At 28.9% G+C, this 18487-nt stretch carries 18 protein-coding genes and 1 other annotated feature; all 18 genes read right to left on the bottom strand.

Annotated features, from left to right (window positions below; all coding sequences use genetic code 11):
* A partial coding sequence (locus tag WJW32_RS12315; protein WP_340258753.1) for an S-layer homology domain-containing protein occupies positions 1-490 on the bottom strand: 490 nt, incomplete at its 3' end.
* Positions 491-1090: 600 nt separating this feature from the next.
* Positions 1091-1360 (bottom strand): hypothetical protein, encoded by a 270-nt coding sequence (locus WJW32_RS12310; protein WP_340258751.1) that lies wholly within the window; start codon positions 1358-1360, stop codon positions 1091-1093.
* 339 nt (positions 1361-1699) lie between these two features.
* On the bottom strand, positions 1700-4804 hold the full coding sequence (gene ileS, locus WJW32_RS12305; RefSeq protein WP_340258749.1) for an isoleucine--tRNA ligase: 3105 nt from the start codon (positions 4802-4804) through the stop codon (positions 1700-1702).
* A 65-nt stretch (positions 4805-4869) separates the two neighbouring features.
* Positions 4870-5095, bottom strand: a binding site (T-box leader).
* A gap of 102 nt (positions 5096-5197) precedes the next feature.
* Positions 5198-5650: a DivIVA domain-containing protein gene (locus WJW32_RS12300; protein WP_340258747.1), complete on the bottom strand. Its 453-nt coding sequence runs from the start codon at positions 5648-5650 to the stop codon at positions 5198-5200.
* 14 nt (positions 5651-5664) lie between these two features.
* A complete protein-coding gene (locus tag WJW32_RS12295) occupies positions 5665-6453 on the bottom strand; it encodes a YlmH family RNA-binding protein (protein ID WP_340258745.1) in 789 nt (262 codons plus the stop codon).
* Entirely contained in the window at positions 6454-6726 is a 273-nt protein-coding gene (locus WJW32_RS12290; protein WP_340258743.1) for a YggT family protein, read from the bottom strand.
* A 15-nt stretch (positions 6727-6741) separates the two neighbouring features.
* The gene (locus WJW32_RS12285; RefSeq protein ID WP_340258741.1) at positions 6742-7191 is read right to left on the bottom strand and encodes a cell division protein SepF; all 450 of its coding nucleotides are present in this window, start codon (positions 7189-7191) and stop codon (positions 6742-6744) included.
* 11 nt (positions 7192-7202) lie between these two features.
* Positions 7203-7904: a YggS family pyridoxal phosphate-dependent enzyme gene (locus WJW32_RS12280; RefSeq protein WP_340258739.1), complete on the bottom strand. Its 702-nt coding sequence runs from the start codon at positions 7902-7904 to the stop codon at positions 7203-7205.
* A 9-nt stretch (positions 7905-7913) separates the two neighbouring features.
* Positions 7914-9176 (bottom strand): HlyD family efflux transporter periplasmic adaptor subunit, encoded by a 1263-nt coding sequence (locus tag WJW32_RS12275; RefSeq protein WP_340258737.1) that lies wholly within the window; start codon positions 9174-9176, stop codon positions 7914-7916.
* A 183-nt stretch (positions 9177-9359) separates the two neighbouring features.
* Positions 9360-10835 (bottom strand): stage IV sporulation protein A, encoded by a 1476-nt coding sequence (gene spoIVA / locus WJW32_RS12270; RefSeq protein ID WP_340258735.1) that lies wholly within the window; start codon positions 10833-10835, stop codon positions 9360-9362.
* A 91-nt stretch (positions 10836-10926) separates the two neighbouring features.
* Positions 10927-11943 carry an NAD(P)H-dependent glycerol-3-phosphate dehydrogenase gene (locus WJW32_RS12265; RefSeq protein WP_340258733.1) on the bottom strand — a complete coding sequence of 339 codons (1017 nt, stop codon included), beginning with the start codon at positions 11941-11943 and terminating at the stop codon, positions 10927-10929.
* A gap of 17 nt (positions 11944-11960) precedes the next feature.
* Positions 11961-12554, bottom strand: a complete 594-nt coding sequence (plsY, locus tag WJW32_RS12260) for a glycerol-3-phosphate 1-O-acyltransferase PlsY (protein WP_340258731.1) — start codon at positions 12552-12554, stop codon at positions 11961-11963.
* A 5-nt stretch (positions 12555-12559) separates the two neighbouring features.
* Positions 12560-13882: a ribosome biogenesis GTPase Der gene (gene der, locus WJW32_RS12255; RefSeq protein WP_340258729.1), complete on the bottom strand. Its 1323-nt coding sequence runs from the start codon at positions 13880-13882 to the stop codon at positions 12560-12562.
* Between the two features lie 22 nt (positions 13883-13904).
* Entirely contained in the window at positions 13905-15233 is a 1329-nt protein-coding gene (locus WJW32_RS12250; protein WP_340258727.1) for a DUF512 domain-containing protein, read from the bottom strand.
* Positions 15234-15313: 80 nt separating this feature from the next.
* Positions 15314-15505: a capping complex subunit for YIEGIA gene (locus WJW32_RS12245; RefSeq protein ID WP_340258725.1), complete on the bottom strand. Its 192-nt coding sequence runs from the start codon at positions 15503-15505 to the stop codon at positions 15314-15316.
* A gap of 2 nt (positions 15506-15507) precedes the next feature.
* Complete coding sequence (locus tag WJW32_RS12240; protein WP_340258723.1) at positions 15508-16416, bottom strand: YIEGIA family protein; 909 nt, start codon at positions 16414-16416, stop codon at positions 15508-15510.
* A gap of 95 nt (positions 16417-16511) precedes the next feature.
* Positions 16512-17771, bottom strand: a complete 1260-nt coding sequence (locus tag WJW32_RS12235) for a HAMP domain-containing sensor histidine kinase (protein ID WP_340258721.1) — start codon at positions 17769-17771, stop codon at positions 16512-16514.
* Positions 17772-17778: 7 nt separating this feature from the next.
* Positions 17779-18474 (bottom strand): response regulator transcription factor, encoded by a 696-nt coding sequence (locus WJW32_RS12230; protein ID WP_340258719.1) that lies wholly within the window; start codon positions 18472-18474, stop codon positions 17779-17781.
* Positions 18475-18487: the final 13 nt, after the last annotated feature.

Genomic DNA, 18487 nt, shown 5'->3' with positions numbered 1-18487 from the left:
AGTTTATTCCGTCTTTTGCCCAAGAACTTACTTTATTCATATCACTAAAAGTTGCACTCTTTTTAGGAGTTGTATCTTTTCCTAATTCTTGAAGTTCTCTTTTTAGCATAGTTGCTATCGCTTCTCTAGTTATCTTATCTCTTGGGTTGAAAGTAACAGGAGATGTTCCGTTAACAATTCCCTCATTATACGCTACTGCTACATATGGATTATCTGTATCAAGGAAAGGCTCTTCTGTATCTTTAGCCATTAGTTCTTCAACGTCCATTTCTTTTGCTTTAGCATATAATAATACTGCAAGTTCTGCAAATTCCTCTCTAGTAACCATATCTTGGAATTTAGCGTCATCTACTAAATCTTCTTTTACTAAGTTATTGCTTTTCATATCATCTACATCTTGCTTTGCCCAATCAGAAGGCATCGCCCATGTATTTATTGAAAAACAAAATAGCATACTTATTAAGAAAATCATTGTAATTAATTTTTTCATAATACACCTCCATATATAAGATTCATTTAGCATCATATTGTTATTATAGATAAAATGTATATTATTTACAATACATATCACTTTTAAATATTTTGATTCATGAAACTTAGTTTTTATCGTTTAATAATCCGTTCATAAATTTGAGTGTCTGACCATTGGGAATTCACAAATTTTAAAATTATCAAACACTAAAAGTTTATTCCTCTTCACAATATTGTTGTATAAGCAGTATTTTTATAGATAGTTTTACATGCCCCTGAAAATCTAGGGAAAAAGCATAAAAGTTCTTCTTTAAGAAACATTCAGTTTAAATACAAAACTTATGTATTTAGCTATGCTATACATAAGTTTTTCTTATTGGTAGAAATTACATGGTGTATAACTTGCACTTTGATTATATAATTTTCTTGATAAGTTTATTTATTTTTCAAAATGATGTTTGATAGTGTTTTGCTTAAATTTGAACAGTTTTTTTATTTGCATTTGCTTTCACATGAGTAGAATCTATGAATATTTCTTGTTCTTTTAAAAATTTATTTTTTTGAATTTCGCCAAGCATATGTTAAAATATTCTTCAAATACATCAGTATCTTTAAATTTTCATATGTAGTTTTTACTAAAAGTAGTGTGGCGAGGAATTTTACTTGTTATTCCAAACATGCATTGTATTAATGCTATTTTTATTAATATAACTGGATCTGAACTAGATATGCCCCGGTCGGCAGAATAGCAACTTTCAACTAAATTATATATAGAATCAAAATTTATAGCATTTTCAATTTTTTTAACTAAATAATCCTTGGGAAGCAAATAATCAATGGAGAATGAATTCATTTCTTTTCTATGAGTTTCTAATCTTTTATATAACATAAAATCATAAAATTTCTATATCAACTAACTTAAAATGAAGGTAATTTAAATGTTAGCTACTTTTGATTAATCTTTTACTATGAAACTCAGATTGTATCGTTTAAATATCCGTTAAGAAACTTCGTTGTTTGACCGTAAGGGAGTTTTAGAAGTTTTAGGATATTTAAACGATACAATCTCTAGTTTTATCAAAAGATTGATTAAGTAGCGGTATTTAAATTATCTTCATTTTCGCTTAAATACCTATTTATGATTATGGAAAAAAAGAGATGTTAATTACTTAGAATTAACATCTCTTTATCAACAGTCTGAGCGCTCCTTTAAGGAGCACTTTTTATATTAATTAGCTTTTTCTAATTTAATTCCAGTTTCATGATCGTTTAAGTTATGCTTTTCTAAATCTTCATCAGAAACTTTTTCTATAGAAACACCTAAAGTTTCAGTCATTATATAATCTTTATATAACTCAACAGCATTTGATATAGTTTCATCTCCATTGAAGAATATCTTTATATTATCCATCATTTCATAATCATTATTTTTTCTCATTTGTTGAACCTTAGATATGAATTCTCTTGCATATCCTTCATTTATAAGTTCATCAGTTAAAGTTGTATCAAGTATAACAAATAGATTATTTTCAACAGATACATTAAATCCTTCTTTTGAAGAAATATTTATTAATACATGATCCTTTACAACTTCAAAGTTTTCTCCATCAAGATCTACTGTTAAAGTTTCTCCTGCTTCAAGCTTTGCAACTGCATCAGATGCATCAAGTGAAGATAGAGCTTTTCCAAATGATTTGATTTTAGGTCCAAGAACTGGTCCTAATACCTTAAAGTTTGGCTTTAAACTAAAGTTCATATATTCTCCTAAGTCTTTAGCAAATACAACCTCTTTAACATTAAGTTCTTCTTTGATTAGTTCAACTAAATCATCTATTACTTCTTCATATTTACCATCTATTAAAACCTTTTGTATAGGTTGACGAACTTTTATTCTAACATTCTCTCTTGATGCTCTACCAAGAGTAACTAGGTTCTTAACTAAGTCCATTTTCTCTTCTACTTTTACGTCTATTAAATCTTTATCAACTCTTGGATAATCACTTAAATGAACTGAGAATTCTCCTGTGATTTTTTTGTATATCTCTTCTGATAAATAAGGTGCAAACGGTGCAACCATTTGAGATATTCCAACTAAGATTTCATAAGTTGTATTGTACACAGCTTTTTTATCTTCAGTTAACTCTGTAGCCCAAAAACGTCTACGAGAACGTCTTATATACCAGTTTGAAAGATTTTCGTTTACAAATTCTTGGATACTTCTTACAGTCTTTGTTAAATCGTATGCATCTAAATTTTGCTCTACTTCTAATTTTAAGTTATTGTATTTAGATAATATCCATCTATCAAGTTCTGGTCTATCCTTGTATTCAACAAAGAAATCATTAGGATTTATTTTATCTGTATTTGCATAAAGAGCAAAGAAGTTATAAACATTTTTAATAGTACCAAAGAACTTACTTTGAATTTCCTTAAGTCCATCAACATCAAACTTAGTTGGATTCCAAGGAGGTGATACATAAAGTAAGTACCATCTTAATACATCTGCTCCATATTGATCGAATAATTCAAATGGATTTATAGTATTTCCTTTTGATTTTGACATTTTCTTTCCATCTTTATCTAATATAAGATCTGTAACTAAAACTCTCTTATAAGGCGCTTTTCCCATTACAAATGTTGAAATAGCAAGAAGTGAGTAGAACCATCCTCTTGTTTGATCTATTCCTTCAGATATGAAATCTGCTGGGAATAATTGATCAAAGTTTTCTTTGTTTTCAAATGGGTAGTGGTGTTGAGCATAAGGCATAGCTCCACTGTCAAACCAGCAGTCTATTACATCCTTAACTCTTGTCATAGTCTTTCCACATTCACTACACTTAATATGAACGTCATCTATATACGGTCTGTGTAGCTCTATTGTCTCATCTATATCTTCTATAGCTTTTTCAACTAATTCTTTTCTTGAACCTATTGAATCTTTATGTCCACATTCACAAGTCCAAATATTAAGTGGAGTTCCCCAATATCTACTTCTAGATACTGCCCAGTCATTTAAGTTTTCAAGCCAGTTTCCAAAACGCTTTTCTCCAACGAATGATGGGTACCACTCAACTGTGTTGTTGTTCTCTATAAGCTTATCTTTAAGCTTAGTCATTTCAATATACCAACTTGGCTTAGCGTAGTATAAAAGTGGAGTAGAACATCTCCAACAGTGAGGATAGTTGTGATCCATTTTTTCTTTCTTGTAAAGTTTACCCTCAGCATGTAACCATTTGATTATTTCTACATCTATTCCATCCTCCATTACAAATCTACCTTCCCATGGAGTTGCAATGAATTTACCGCTTTCATCAACTGGTTGAAGTACTGGAAGATCATATTTTCTACCTACATTATAGTCATCTTCTCCAAATGCTGGAGCTGTATGTACTATACCTGTACCATCTTCTGTAGTTACATAATCTCCACATACTACAAAGAATGCTTTTTTGTCAGCAGTTGCAAATGGCATTAATTGTTCATATTCCATATATTCTAAATCTTTACCTTTAAGTTCTTCTATTACTTCATATTCCCCTTCTATTACTTTAGGAGCTAAAGTTTTTTCTATATAGTAAACTTCATCGTTAGATTTAATTTTTATATAAGTTTCATTTGGGTTTACTGCAAGTGCAACATTTGATGGTAAAGTCCAAGGAGTAGTTGTCCAAGCTAAGAAGTATTCATCTACATCTTTTCTCTTAAACTTAGCTATTACTGTGTTAGTCTTTATTTCTTTATATCCTTGTGCAACCTCATGAGATGCAAGTCCAGTTCCACATCTTGAACAATAAGGAAGTATCTTATGTCCTTCGTATATATATCCTTCTTTGTTAAATTTATTAAGTATCCACCAAACACTCTCTATATAATTATTATCTAGAGTTATATATGGATTATCAAGATCAGTCTCATAAGCCATACGCTCTGTCATTTGTCTCCATAATTTCTCGTATGAGAAAACAGATTCTCTACACTTTTCATTGAATTTATCTATTCCGTAGTTTTCTATTTCTAGCTTGTCTTTTAGTCCTAATTGCTTTTCTACTTCTATTTCAACAGGAAGTCCATGAGTATCCCAACCTGCTTTTCTTTTTACTTGATATCCACTCATAGTTTTATATCTACAAACAGAATCTTTTAAAGTTCTAGCCATAACATGGTGTATTCCAGGCTTTCCATTTGCTGTTGGTGGTCCTTCAAAGAATACAAATGAAGGATTGTCCTTTCCATGTTCTATAGTTTTTTCTAATATATTTACTTCCTTCCAAAACTCAGATGTTTGTTTTTCACTTTCTACAACTGAATCTACTAGTGATTCAAACTTTTTCATATATTTCATCCTTTCTTTTTATATATAGTATTGTCATTATTTCAACAAAAAAAACCTCATCCCTATAAAGGGACGAGGTATATTCACGCGTTACCACCCTAGTTATTACAAATAATCTAAAATATTTGTAATATCTCATTTAAAATTAACGATTTCAACGGCTCAGCTTACTATTTATTTCAGCCTGCAACTCTGGGGTGATATTCCATCTCTATAATCTACTGATTTTCACCAAACATCAGCTCTCTGTAAAATTATTTAAAATGTACTTGTCCCCTTCTCAGTTTTTAATTATTGAGTTTCAATTAAGATTTAATAGCATTTTATAATATTTTTTGAAATAGGTCAATATCTTTTTTTTAATTTATAGAAAATTTTGCATTTTGCCCATTGTTAATCTACATCGTCAAAAGTATCATCTATTATCTTTATTTCATTTTGTAAAAGTCCTTTAAACTTACCCTTAAATAGCTTAAATGACTTTCTAGTTTCTTCATAATCTTTTCTTATATCTATAACTCGATCGTTAGCTTCTTCTATTAATTTTCTAGCCTTAAACTCAGCTTCCTCTATTATAAGCTGTGCCTTTTTTGCTGCATTAGTATTTACTTCCTCGGCTGTATTTTGAGCCACTATAAGAGTGTTTTTTAAAGTTTCCTCTATATTTTTATACTTATTTACTTGCTCTGTTATCATGCTTAATTTATCTTTTAATTCAATATTCTCTTTGTAAAGCTTTTCAAAATCCTCTTTAACCTCATCCAGAAATTCATCTACTTCTTCTTCTTTAAATCCTCTTAGTGCTCTTCTAAATTCTTTATTTTCTATATCTAATGGAGTTATCATTACTTTAAAACCTCCTACAATATTATTTTTGCTTTTATCCTTAATCTTCCTTTTTTGTTAACATCGCCTATATCCGATATTATGCATCTGCCTTTTCCTCTTACAGATATCAATGAATTTACATCTACCTTCTTCGATACATTATTTATAGGCTCATAATCTACATAAACTCTATTTGATGAAATAATTTTATTTGCTTCTTGTCTAGATATATTGTGTATTGAGGATACAATACAATCAATTCTATTAGAAGAAACAGTAAAACCTATTTCTTTATAGTTTATATCTACTTTTTGAATATCAGAAAATAATATGTCTTTAACCGATATATTATTTCGAGCCACCTTGGTCATATTAAGAATTATATAATCTGTTATATCATTTTGAACTATAACTTGGCAAAAATTTTTATGTATTAATATATCTCCTATTTTTTCTCTTTTTATACCAATTCCAAGTATAGATCCTAAATAATCCTTATGAGATACTTCTTTAAACTTGAAGTTTCCCTCAATCATCAAAGCACTTATCGGAAAATCTAGATCTTCTTCACATACATAATATGGGTATATATATATTACATTTCTTTCAGATCCATCATATCCTCCATATACACTGTACTTTATATCATCTATAGAATTTAAAACTGCTGTAGAGTTTTTTAATTCATATGGATTTAAAAAATCTGTATATCTATAGTCATGATTTTTTAAAACACCTAAGGCCTTGTCTATAACTTTATATACAGTTTTTTTAAGATCTAAATCCTTTATATGCGAAGTTATTCTTTCCTTATCAATCATTTAAAATACCATAAATAATAATTTAATAATAGCCTGATATACAAAGCCTATTAGTAAATATGCTATTATAGGAGAAAAATCAAACGGGCCTGTATTAGCATGCTTATAAAGCATTTCTCTTATCGGATGAAGTATAGGCTCTGTTACCGAATATACAAAATCTGAAATCGAAGAATATTGTAGCTTCGGTACAAAAGAAATCACGCATCTTATCAAAATCATAAGTTCTATAAATCTAACAAAATATCCCAATGCCCTAATTATAATCCACATAAATGATTTCTCCTTTTATACATTTTTTTGCCACGGAAATAATCCTTTATTTTCAAGCTCTTTTTTTATATTTCCATCTATGTCTATGTTACTTGGCGCTAATATGAATATTCCCTTAGATACCTTTTGAATACTTCCATCTAATGCATATACTGCACCACTTATAAAATGAAATATATTCTTTACAAGATCTAAGTCTTCTATATTTTCTAAATTCACAACTACAGCCTTTCTATTTTTCAAGTTATCTACAATAGATGCAGCTTCATCATAATCTTGTGGTTCATGTATCATAACCTTCATTTGAGTAGTTGTATGTATATTTACTATCTTATTATTAGATTTTACAGCTGGCTTTTGATTTAAATTCAGAATTTCTTCTTCATATTCTTCTTCATATTCTTCCTCATACTCTTCTTCAAAACCCATAAATTTCTTTACTTTATCTACAAATTTATCAGACATCTCTGTCCCTCCTATTTCATGTAATTTCTTTTTCCAAATATAGAAGTTCCAACCCTTACCATATTTGCTCCCTCTTCTATAGCTATCTTGTAGTCATTACTCATGCCCATAGACAAATACTTCATATCTACATTTTCTAAATTGAGTTTTTCTATTTCTTTTGATATATTTTTTATATCCCTAAAATATATTCTAACATCTTCGGGCTTATCAACATATGGTGCCATAGTCATAATTCCATTGATTTTTATGTTTTTATATTCACTTGATACAGTTTTTATAAAATCTATAACATCTTCTTTAAAAAGTCCATGTTTAGAATCTTCTCTTGATATGTTAACTTGTACCAAACAATCCATAACCTTGTTTATACTTTTAGCTCTTTTATTTATTTCTTCACATAAAGATATTCTATCTAAAGAATGAATCATATCTGCTTTATCTATAATATACTTTACTTTATTAGTCTGTAAAGATCCTATAAGATGCCATTTTACTTTATCCCCTATGGCCTCGTATTTTCTTACAAGTTCCTGTGGTTTGTTTTCGCCAACATGAGTCACTCCCAAGCGTATAACTTCTTCTATAATAGGTATATCTACAGTTTTTGTAACACCTATTAATATAATATCCTTAGGATTTACATTTGCTTTATTAGACGAATTATTTATTTCACCTAACACTTCTTCTAAATTTTGTTTTATGTAATCCACTTTTAACACCTACCTTATCTTTTGACCTTCTTTTATATTTTTAGGATTTATAATAAGTTCATCATATAAATCAATAGTATCTATTCTATTTTTCTTAATATCCAAATAATCAAGTACTATGTATTCATTATTTTCCCCTAAGATACTCTTAAGTTCTTTAAAAACAGCACTTCCTGTTTGTGATAAAATATATACTCCCTTTTTTTCTTTTATTGTAACAACAGCATTTTTAGGAACTTTTATCCCACTAATCTGTCTATATATGATATTAAAATCACAAACTCTTTCATCATAAAAATCTACTTTTTCTTCATCTACTTCAAGCACTAATATATTTTTATCATTTTCATCTTTATATAAGTTTTTAATATTAGCATTAAATACCTGTTCATCTTTACTAACTTTTACATTTGATCCTATTTTCAGATGACTACTTTCTTTTTCATCAATAACTACAGCAATATACCATATATGATTATTTATTATCTTCCCTATTGGATCTCCTACTTCAACTTTATCATTTTTCTTTATCATATGTTCTTTATTTTTAACCGTTGAAAGATATTCTGAATTTAAATCTTCTATACTAGATACCTTAAGAATATCTTCATATTCATCTTGATTAAAAGATATAACACCTGATTCTTGTGCAAAGACACTTTTAACCGAGGAATTCAATTCATTTTCTATTTTGAATTTTTCTGATTCTAGGGTTTTTATATTTTTACCTACAATACTTTTTTCTCCCCATATCAAACTCTTTTTATCTATAGCACCTAATAATTCATCTTTTAAATTCTGTATATTTTCTATATCTGAATTCATAATCTTAGTCTTTATTTCTTCTCTCAATTTTTTTGTTGTCACATCTATTTTTTCTATATCACTTTTAAGTATTTCTTCATTTCTGTTAAATTTGATACTCTCTATTCTTCTGTTTATAGTATCGAGTTTTTCTTTTTTTTGAAGGTCTACTTCACCTTTTTGTATTTCAGCTATCTTTTTATTCTTCGGAACTCGTTTACCTTCTTGAGCTAAGTAATCTATATTACCCTCAGCTTGTGCTAGTATTACTTGTTCATCCTTTATTATAATTCCTTGTTTATTTATAGATTCTACTAAATCCCCATACTTTACAGTTTCAACATGTACCGTATAGCTAGTCATATTATTTAAAAGTTTAACGAATATGTAAGCAATCACACCAAGTATTATTAAGTAATTATACTTAATTTTTAATCTCTTATTTTTTCTTTTTTTTCTTTTATCCACAGAGTTCACCCTCTATATAATTTAATAATTCTTCAAAAACATTGTTTATCCTTTTTATATTTACTTTATATGTTTACAAAAAAAATAGGGTTAGAGAACTTAACCCATCTTAATTAATAGATTATATCAACAACTACCTAAAAGTCAAGAAAAAAGAGGCTTAAATAAGCCTCTTTTTAATAATTATAATATTATAGTTATTAAATTAGCACTACCTTCATTTATTATTTTTTGAAGCGTTTTTTGCATTTTAATTCTCACGTCTTCTGGCATCATAAATAATTTATTTTGAAGCTGTTCTTTAACTAAATCATGCAATGATTTTCCAAACATATTTGATTGCCATATTTCCTCTGGATTTTCTTCAAATCCCTCTAGAAGATATTTAACAAGCTCCTCGCCCTGTTTTTCAGTTCCTACCACAGGAGATACCTCCGTAGTTATATCTGCTCTAATCAAATGTATAGAAGGAGCCTTAGCTCTTAGCTTAACCCCATATTGATTTCCTTTTTTAACTTTTTCAGGAATGTCTAAAGTCAACTCTTCTAATGATGGAGGTACTAATCCATATCCTTTTTCTCTAACATCATTCAATGCCACTTCCACCTTATCATATTCCATCTTAACCTTAGATAGTTTAGATATAAGAGTTAGTAATTGGTGTTCCCCATCAATTCTAAACCCACTCTTCTCTTCCAACACATTATAGAACAGATCTTGTTTTGTATCTAATTTGATATTTACTATTCCTTCTCCAAGTCCAACATCGTCTAAATAACATTTATCCATAAATTCAATATCTTCAAATTTATTTAATATATGTTTGAAATCTCTTATTTTTCCTACATCACCAAGACTTTCTTTTATAGTTTTTATAATATCATTTTTTATCCAATGATTTTTTTCAAGTGCTTCTACCCACTTCGGTAAATTTATGTTTATTTCTCTAAGTGGAAAATCAAACAATATAGTTTCCATAACATTTTCAACATCATCTAAATCCATATTAAGTATATCAAGAGGCAATACCGGCATGTCATATTTATCTTCCAACTCATTTTTTAATTTTAATGTTTGTTCATCTTTAGGCGTTCTTGTATTTAAAATAATGCTAAACGGCTTATTTAATTCTTTTAATTCATTTATAACTCTTTCTTCAGACGCTACATAGCTTTTTCTTTCTATTCCTGTTACACTTCCATCTGTCAACATTACAACCCCAATTGTAGAATGTTCTTTTATTACTTTTTTTGTTCCAATTTCAGCTGCCATCTCAAAAGGTATTTGTTTTTCCATCCAAGGAGTAGAGACCATCCTTTCTTTTCCTTCCTCTTCATGCCCTAGTGCTCCATCAACTAAATACCCTACACAATCAACCATTCTAATCTTCATTCTAAGTTTATCTTTAACTTTTATTTCAATTCCATCTGCTGGTACAAATTTAGGCTCAACAGTCATTATAGTTTTTCCTGTTCCACTTTGTGGTAATTCATCTCTAGTTCGCTCTTTTTTATAATCATTATCAATATTAGGTATTACTAAAAGTTCCATAAATCTTTTTATAAATGTAGACTTACCAGTTCTAACAGGACCTACTACTCCTATGTATATATCCCCTTGAGTCCTTTTAGAGATATCTTCATATATATTACTCTTCACAATTATCCCCCCCGCATAAAATTTCTTAATAAATATATATTTCAAAAATATGAGTTTTATTACAAAAAAAGAAAACTAAACTTTTAAAAGTTTAGTTTTCTTTAATAGCTACTTCTTCCATTTCATGTGTCTTACTTCTTAACATAAGATTTATAACAGATTCTTTTACTTCATTGTCTCCATATAAAACTTTATATATTTCATTAGTTATTGGCATATCCACATTATACTTTTTAGATAATTTATAAGCTGCCTCAGTTGTAAGTATTCCCTCAACTACCATTTTGATTTCATCAAGAGTGTCATCTAAAGACTTACCCTTACCTATAAGTATACCCGCTCTTCTATTTCTACTGTGCATACTAGTACAAGTAACTATCAAATCTCCTATACCTGAAAGTCCCGAAAAAGTACTTCTGTTTGCACCCATAGCCATTCCTAGTCTTCCTATTTCTATAATGCCTCTTGTCATTAAAGCTGCCTTTGTATTATCTCCATATCCAAGACCATCACACATCCCAGCTCCGAAAGCTATTATATTTTTAAGAGTTCCTCCAAGTTCAACTCCTATAACATCAGGATTTGTATATACTCTAAATTTAGGATTTGTAAATGTATCTTGAATATATTCAGCTATTTTCATATCTTCTGATGCTACAACTACAGTAGTAGGCATATCTTTAGATACCTCTTCTGCATGAGATGGTCCTGATAAAATAACATAATGATTATTTGGAAGTTCTTCCTTAACCACCTCAGATATTCTAAGATTAGTATTTTTTTCAAATCCCTTTGCCACATTTACTATAATTTGATCATCTTTAACATAGTCTTTTATAGATTTCAATAATCCTCTAACACCTTGAGATGCTACTCCTAAAACTATTATTTTAGCTTCTTCAACAGCGTCCTTAAGATCAATTGTCATTTTTATATTATTTGGCATTATCACACCTGGAAGATATTTAATATTTTCCCTAGTCTTTTTCATGCTCTCATACTGATCTTTATTTCTCATATACAAGCTTACTTGGTATCCTTTTTTAGATAATAAGATAGCAAGAGCACTCCCCCAACTACCTGCTCCTAACACACAAATTTTTTCCATAAAAACACCCTCTATCTCTATTTTATTTGAACTTTTTGACCTATTTTTTTTTCTTTTCCTTTAATAAGCCTTTTTATATTTTCTCTATGTGTAAATAAAATTAAAATCGTCAAAATAATAGAAACTATAAATTCATTCTTACCTACAAAAAACATTAAAAACGGAAGTGTACATATCCCAAGCATAGATCCTAAGGATACATATCTAGTAATATAAATAATTATTATACCTACTAACACGGATATTATAGCTTGTAAAGGATTTATAAGCATCATAGTTCCAATGGTAGTTGCTACTCCTTTACCTCCTCTAAATTTTAGTACTACAGGCCAATCATGACCTAAGACAACAAATAATGCCGATATTAAAGCAATGTCTCTACCACCAATTTTAAGTCCTATATAAACAGCTAAAGAGCCTTTTAAAGCATCTCCCAAAAATGTGATTAACGCAGCTTTTTTACCCAACGTTCTAAGTACATTAGTTGTTCCTGCATTTCCAGATCCATGATTTCTAATATCTATTTTTGCAATAGTCTTTCCTAAAATATAAGATGTTGAAATATTCCCTAAGAAATAAGAAATTAAAGCAGCTATAAAATAATTATTCATATTATCTATCTCTTCCTTTCTTTTTCTTTATAACTGAATCTAACAGGAGTTCCCTCAAATCCAAAATTCTCTCTTATTTTATTTTCTAAGTATCTTTGATAAGAAAAATGTGTAAGTTCTTTATCATTTATAAATAAAGTAAATTTAGGTGGCTTAATGTTAGTTTGAGCTGCATAGTATATCTTAAGTCTCTTCCCTTTGTCAGAAGGCGGTTGATTTAAAAGTACAGCCTCACCTATTACCTCATTTAAAGGACCCGTTCTAATTCTCTTAGAACTTTCATTTGAAACGTATTTAATCTTAGGTAATACAGTATTCATTCTTTGATTCGTCTTAGCTGATACAAATACTATAGGAGCATACAGCATAAATGGAAACTTCCCTCTTATATCTTGTATGTAATTATTCATAGTTTTATTATCTTTTTCTATTAAATCCCATTTATTAACTACTATTATACACGCCTTACCTTCATCATGTGCAATACCTGCAACCTTAGTGTCTTGCTCTGTAAATCCTTCAGTAGCATCTATAACTATAAGTGCAACATTTGCTCTTTCAACAGCTGCAATAGCTCTTATAACACTATATCTTTCTATATTTTCATATACTTTACTTTTTTTTCTAAGACCAGCAGTATCTATTAATAAATACTTATCTTCTCCATCTTCAAAATAAGTATCTATAGCATCTCTTGTAGTACCAGCTATTGGGCTCACTATTACTCTTTCTTCTCCTAGTATATTGTTAAGTATAGAAGACTTACCTGCATTAGGTTTTCCAACTATAGCCACTTTGATTACATCTTCGTCGTATTCAGTGTCTAATCCATCTGGGAAATTCTCAACAATCTCATCTAATAAATCTCCTATTCCAAGACCTATTGAAGCAGATATTTCTATTGGATCTCCAAATCCTAATTCATAAAAATCATAAAAATGCTCTGATTTTTCTTTATTATCCACTTTATTTACAACTAACAATACAGGTTTTTTAGTTTTTCTAAGCATTTGAGCTACTTCTCTGTCATCATTCGTAAGTCCGATTTTTCCATCTACTACAAATAAAATCACGTGAGACATATCCATTGCAAGCTCAGCTTGAGTTCTCATTTGAGATAATATTATATCTTCACTCTCAGGCTCAATTCCGCCAGTATCTATTAAAGTATAGTATTTATTTAACCATTCTCCCTCTGCATAAATTCTATCTCTAGTTACTCCTGGTGTATCTTCTACTATTGCAATTCTCTTACCTACTAATTTATTAAATAATGTTGATTTTCCAACATTAGGCCTTCCAACTACGGCAACTATTGGTTTACTCATTTAAAATTACTCCCTTTCTATGTTACTTTATTAGTTTTTTTACAAAATCTGCACCTTCGTTTTTAGCTGCATCTATTTTTATATCCAATCTTTCTTGAAGCTCATCAAGAGTTATGTTGTCTAAAAATATTGCTTCATCCGATTTTAACATTGCTCTAGGTATTATAAGCTTGTCTCCAAGTTCTGTATCCTTTAACTGATTAATTATATCCGTTGCAGTTATAAGTCCTGATACGGTTATCGTCTCTCCAAAATACTCATTCTTTATATTATATACGTTTATTTTAAGGTTCTCCACATTATTCATAACCTTTAAAGAAACATTTTTTATAAACTCATAAGCTGATTTTCCAGTTGCAATAGAAACTGTTTTTTGTTTTTTTAATTTAACAAAAGTTTTTTTAAGATAATCATCTATTTCTCTTTCAAACTTACAAATAAGGCCCACTCCATTTTCTATTTGTACAAAGCCTTCATAAGCTTCATAAGAAGGTATATCTTTTTTAGCCATAACATAAAATTCATCTGATAAAAAAACAAATCTAGTTCCTATATCATCAAGTCTCCTCTTTTGAAATTCATGTATAAATTCTATAACTTCTGATGAAGAATTATCATCATATATTTTAGCATCAAACAAGCCTTCTCTATACTTAGTAAGTCCAATAGGAACCACTGCAACACTTCTTACATGAGGATATAGCTTAGATAAGTCATTAAGAGTTCTTTGTAGATTTTCTTTATCATTAACATCAGGACATAAAACTATCTGAGCATTCATCTCTATTCCTGCATCTGCTAACCTCTTCATTATATCATATAATTTGCCTGCATTTTTATTGTTGAGCATCTTTATTCTAAGATCTGGATCAGTCGTATGAACCGATATATTAACAGGACTTATTCTATATTGTATCATTTTCTGTATATCATCTTCACTCATATTTGTAAGAGTTATGAAGTTTCCTTGTAAAAATGAAAGTCTTGAATCATCGTCTTTAAAGTAAAGAGTTTCTCTCATTCCCTTTGGAAGCTGGTCTATAAAACAAAATATACATTTATTTCTACAGCTTTTAGCTTTATCTATTATAGGATTTATAAATTCAATCCCCAAGTCCTCATCATATTCCTTTTCTATTTCATATATATATATTTCTCCATCTTTTTTCTGTATCTCAACTTCTAGATATTCATCTGATATATAAAATTTATATTCTATAATATCTTCTATCTTTTTATCATTTATGCTTAAAAGTATATCTCCAACTTCAATATTTAATTCCTCTGCTATACTTCCTTTATTCACACCACTTATTATATTTTTTATTTCTTCAATATTTTTCAGTTCCAACTACATCACCACTCTTTTTAATAATATGTCAAGTTATATTATAACGCAATGGCTCAAATAGTCAAGATAACAAACTTTGCTTAATGTTTAACTATTATAAATGTATCATTTAATACATCATGAACCATACCGGTAACGCACTTAGATATCATAAGTGATCTTTTCTCTAAATCCGCTCTATCTTTTGCATAAAATATGGGTACTGTATTAGACTTCATATCTTTATCAGTTGTAACAATCGCTATTATATAATCATTTAATCCTATATCCATTATTATCTCCTACCTTTCAAAAAATTAGTTTTCCCTTTTGCAGATTCTATAATAGGAGTGTTCTTAATTATTTCTATTAGTAAACTTTCATCTTTTTTTATAGGTATTATAGGCATTAATATGCTTTCTTTTTCCGGATTTCTTCTAAGTATAGGAGTAAAATCAGGCTCATCTGCGTCTTTTTTAATTCCAAGTTGAACTGATGAATTATGTGCTATAACCTGTCTTTGTCCTAAATTAGATAAAATACCTATATTATTTGGATCTTTAGGTATAATCTCAACAGCCAGTCCATCTTGTAAATATCTATCTCTAGATGATGAAAGCCCTACATTCATGATGACTACTCCATTTACCTTAAGAAGAGGTCCATCAAATTCTATTTTAGCAGGTATAACTTCTGCTACTTCTCCAACTTTATCTCTAGTCAATATAGTCTTTAATAATCTAGCTACAATAAAACCAATAATCACAGATACTGAAATTGATATTATATTGTTCATATTAAAGATCTTTGATGATAAATAAAATACCATACCAGTAGCTAGTGCTGTTAGTATTGCCATATAATTTCTAGCTTCAAATGCCTTTGCTATGTCCTCTATATACGCCATACCTCTTGGAACGATTTCAGTACTTTCTATATTATCAAGACTTTGTCTTTCCATATTTCTAACATCTCTAAATTGTTGAGCTGCTACTGTTAAAAATGTAACTGCAGAAAACTCTTTTTCAGCAAGCGATGGAACTGCTACAGCTCCAAGTGCAGCCGCTATTATTCCAAGAGTAATATGAGATATAAAACCTTGAGGATATGTAGGGTACTGTCTATAATCTAACTTCATCATATACAATCTTGCAAATATACCCATAAAAAACGAACAAGATATTAAGTATACGTAATTACCCAAATCATCATCTCCTTTAGTGTGATTCATTTAATTTCATATACTTATTTTTACAAAAAAAAAATAAATATTCCCTTGTAATTTAAGGAAATATTTATTTATTCATTAATAGTTACTATAAATTCACTACCTCTGTTGAGTTTACTTTTAACACTTATATCTGCATCCATAGATATTATTATATGCTTTACAATAGCAAGACCCAGTCCTGTTCCTTCTATTTTCTTACTTCTAGCCTTATCGACTCTATAAAACCTTTCAAATATCCTAGGTATATCAGCTTGAGGTATTCCCATCCCCGTATCCTTTACAGATATCCTTATATTATTATTTTTTCGAACTACCAAAACCGACACTACTCCATTTTCAGGTGTATACTTCATTGCATTATCAATTAAATTTAGAAATATTTGCTTTATATAATCTTTATTCGCCTTTATTTGTATATCTTCACTTGAAAATTCATAGATATAATCTATATTTTTATTTTTAGCTAAATTATATGTAATATCATATACTTCTTTAAATACAGAATATAAATTAACGTTATCATATTTTCCATTTTCATTATTTTCTATAAAAGACAACACAAGTATATCGTCTATAAGCCTTCTCAGTCTATTAGACTCAATCTCTATTATATCTAAAAATCTATTTCTCGTTTCAGCATCTATCGAATCATTATTCTTTAAAGTCTCTACAAATCCATTAATAGATGTTAACGGGGTTTTAATTTCATGAGTTACATTTGCAACAAAGTCAGATCTTATTTTTTCAAGTCTGACATTTTCAGTTATATCTTCTATATTGATAATTGATCCTATGACCACGTTTTTTTCATTCTTTAAGTATATAGGGTCTATTTTTATTTTATAGTATCTATCCTTTTCATCTTTTATCTGAATTTTTTTGTTTTCTCTAGTAGGTATCAATGTGGATATAGCCTTTGATATAGCTCCATTATTTATAACACAGTCTATTTTTTGTCCTTCAAATACAAAATCACTATTATCAAATAATTTTTTAGCCACATCATTTATAAGCAATATTTTTTGTTCGTTGTCTATCGCTACTATTCCATTTGATATACTCTTCAATATAGATTTCAACTTCATATTCCGATCTTCTAATTCCTCTATATTAGTATTTATCTTGCTTATCATAAAGTTAAAATTACTAGATAACCTGCCAAGATCTCCACTGTACTGATTTTTCAGTTTAACTGAAAAATCACCTTCACTTACTCTATTTGATGCACATATAAGTTCTTTTAAGTATTTTCTAAGCACACTCAAATATCTATATATCAAACTCGATACTATGACAAGTAATAGAATAATTAAATATATATCATTCATTTTTATACTAATCACCTTCTTTTAAATTTATCTTATATCCTACTCCTCTTATAGTTTCTATATACTTTTCCCCATCTTCTATTTTCTTTCTTAAATGCCTTATATGAACATCTACAGTTCTAGTTTCTCCAAAATATTCATATCCCCATATTTTATCCAACAAAAAATTTCTAGATAATACCTTACCTTGATTTTGAAGTAAAAGCTTTAATAACTCAAACTCTTTTAAAGTCAAATCTATTTTTTTAGAATTTTTAAATACTTCATAATTTTGTAAATCCATTTTTATATTGCCGATTTCTATAAAAGGCTTTTTTTCAGGTTTATTTGAATTATACCTTCTAAGCACAGCCTTAACTCTAGCCAAAACCTCTTGTATACTAAAAGGCTTACTTATATAATCATCTGCTCCAACGTCAAGACCCTCTATCTTATCCTTTTCCATAGTCTTTGCTGTAAGCATTATTACAGGTATATTCTTTATAGTACTATCCTCTCTTATTTTCTTTAAAACCTCAAGTCCATCTATATTCGGAAGCATTCTATCTAATAATATTAAATCAGGCTTCAACTCTCTTGCTTTTATAAAAGCATCAAACCCATCATATGAAGTTTCTATATTGTATCCTTGCGTCTCCAAGTTAAACTTTAAAAGCTCGACTATATGCTCCTCATCATCAACAACAAGTATATTTGTGTTCATATTATTTCCTCCT

It is taken from the genome of Tepidibacter sp. Z1-5 (assembly GCF_037844525.1).
Taxonomy (GTDB): Bacteria; Bacillota; Clostridia; order Peptostreptococcales; family Peptostreptococcaceae; genus Tepidibacter_A.
This window is presented reverse-complemented; position numbering and strand designations above follow the sequence as displayed.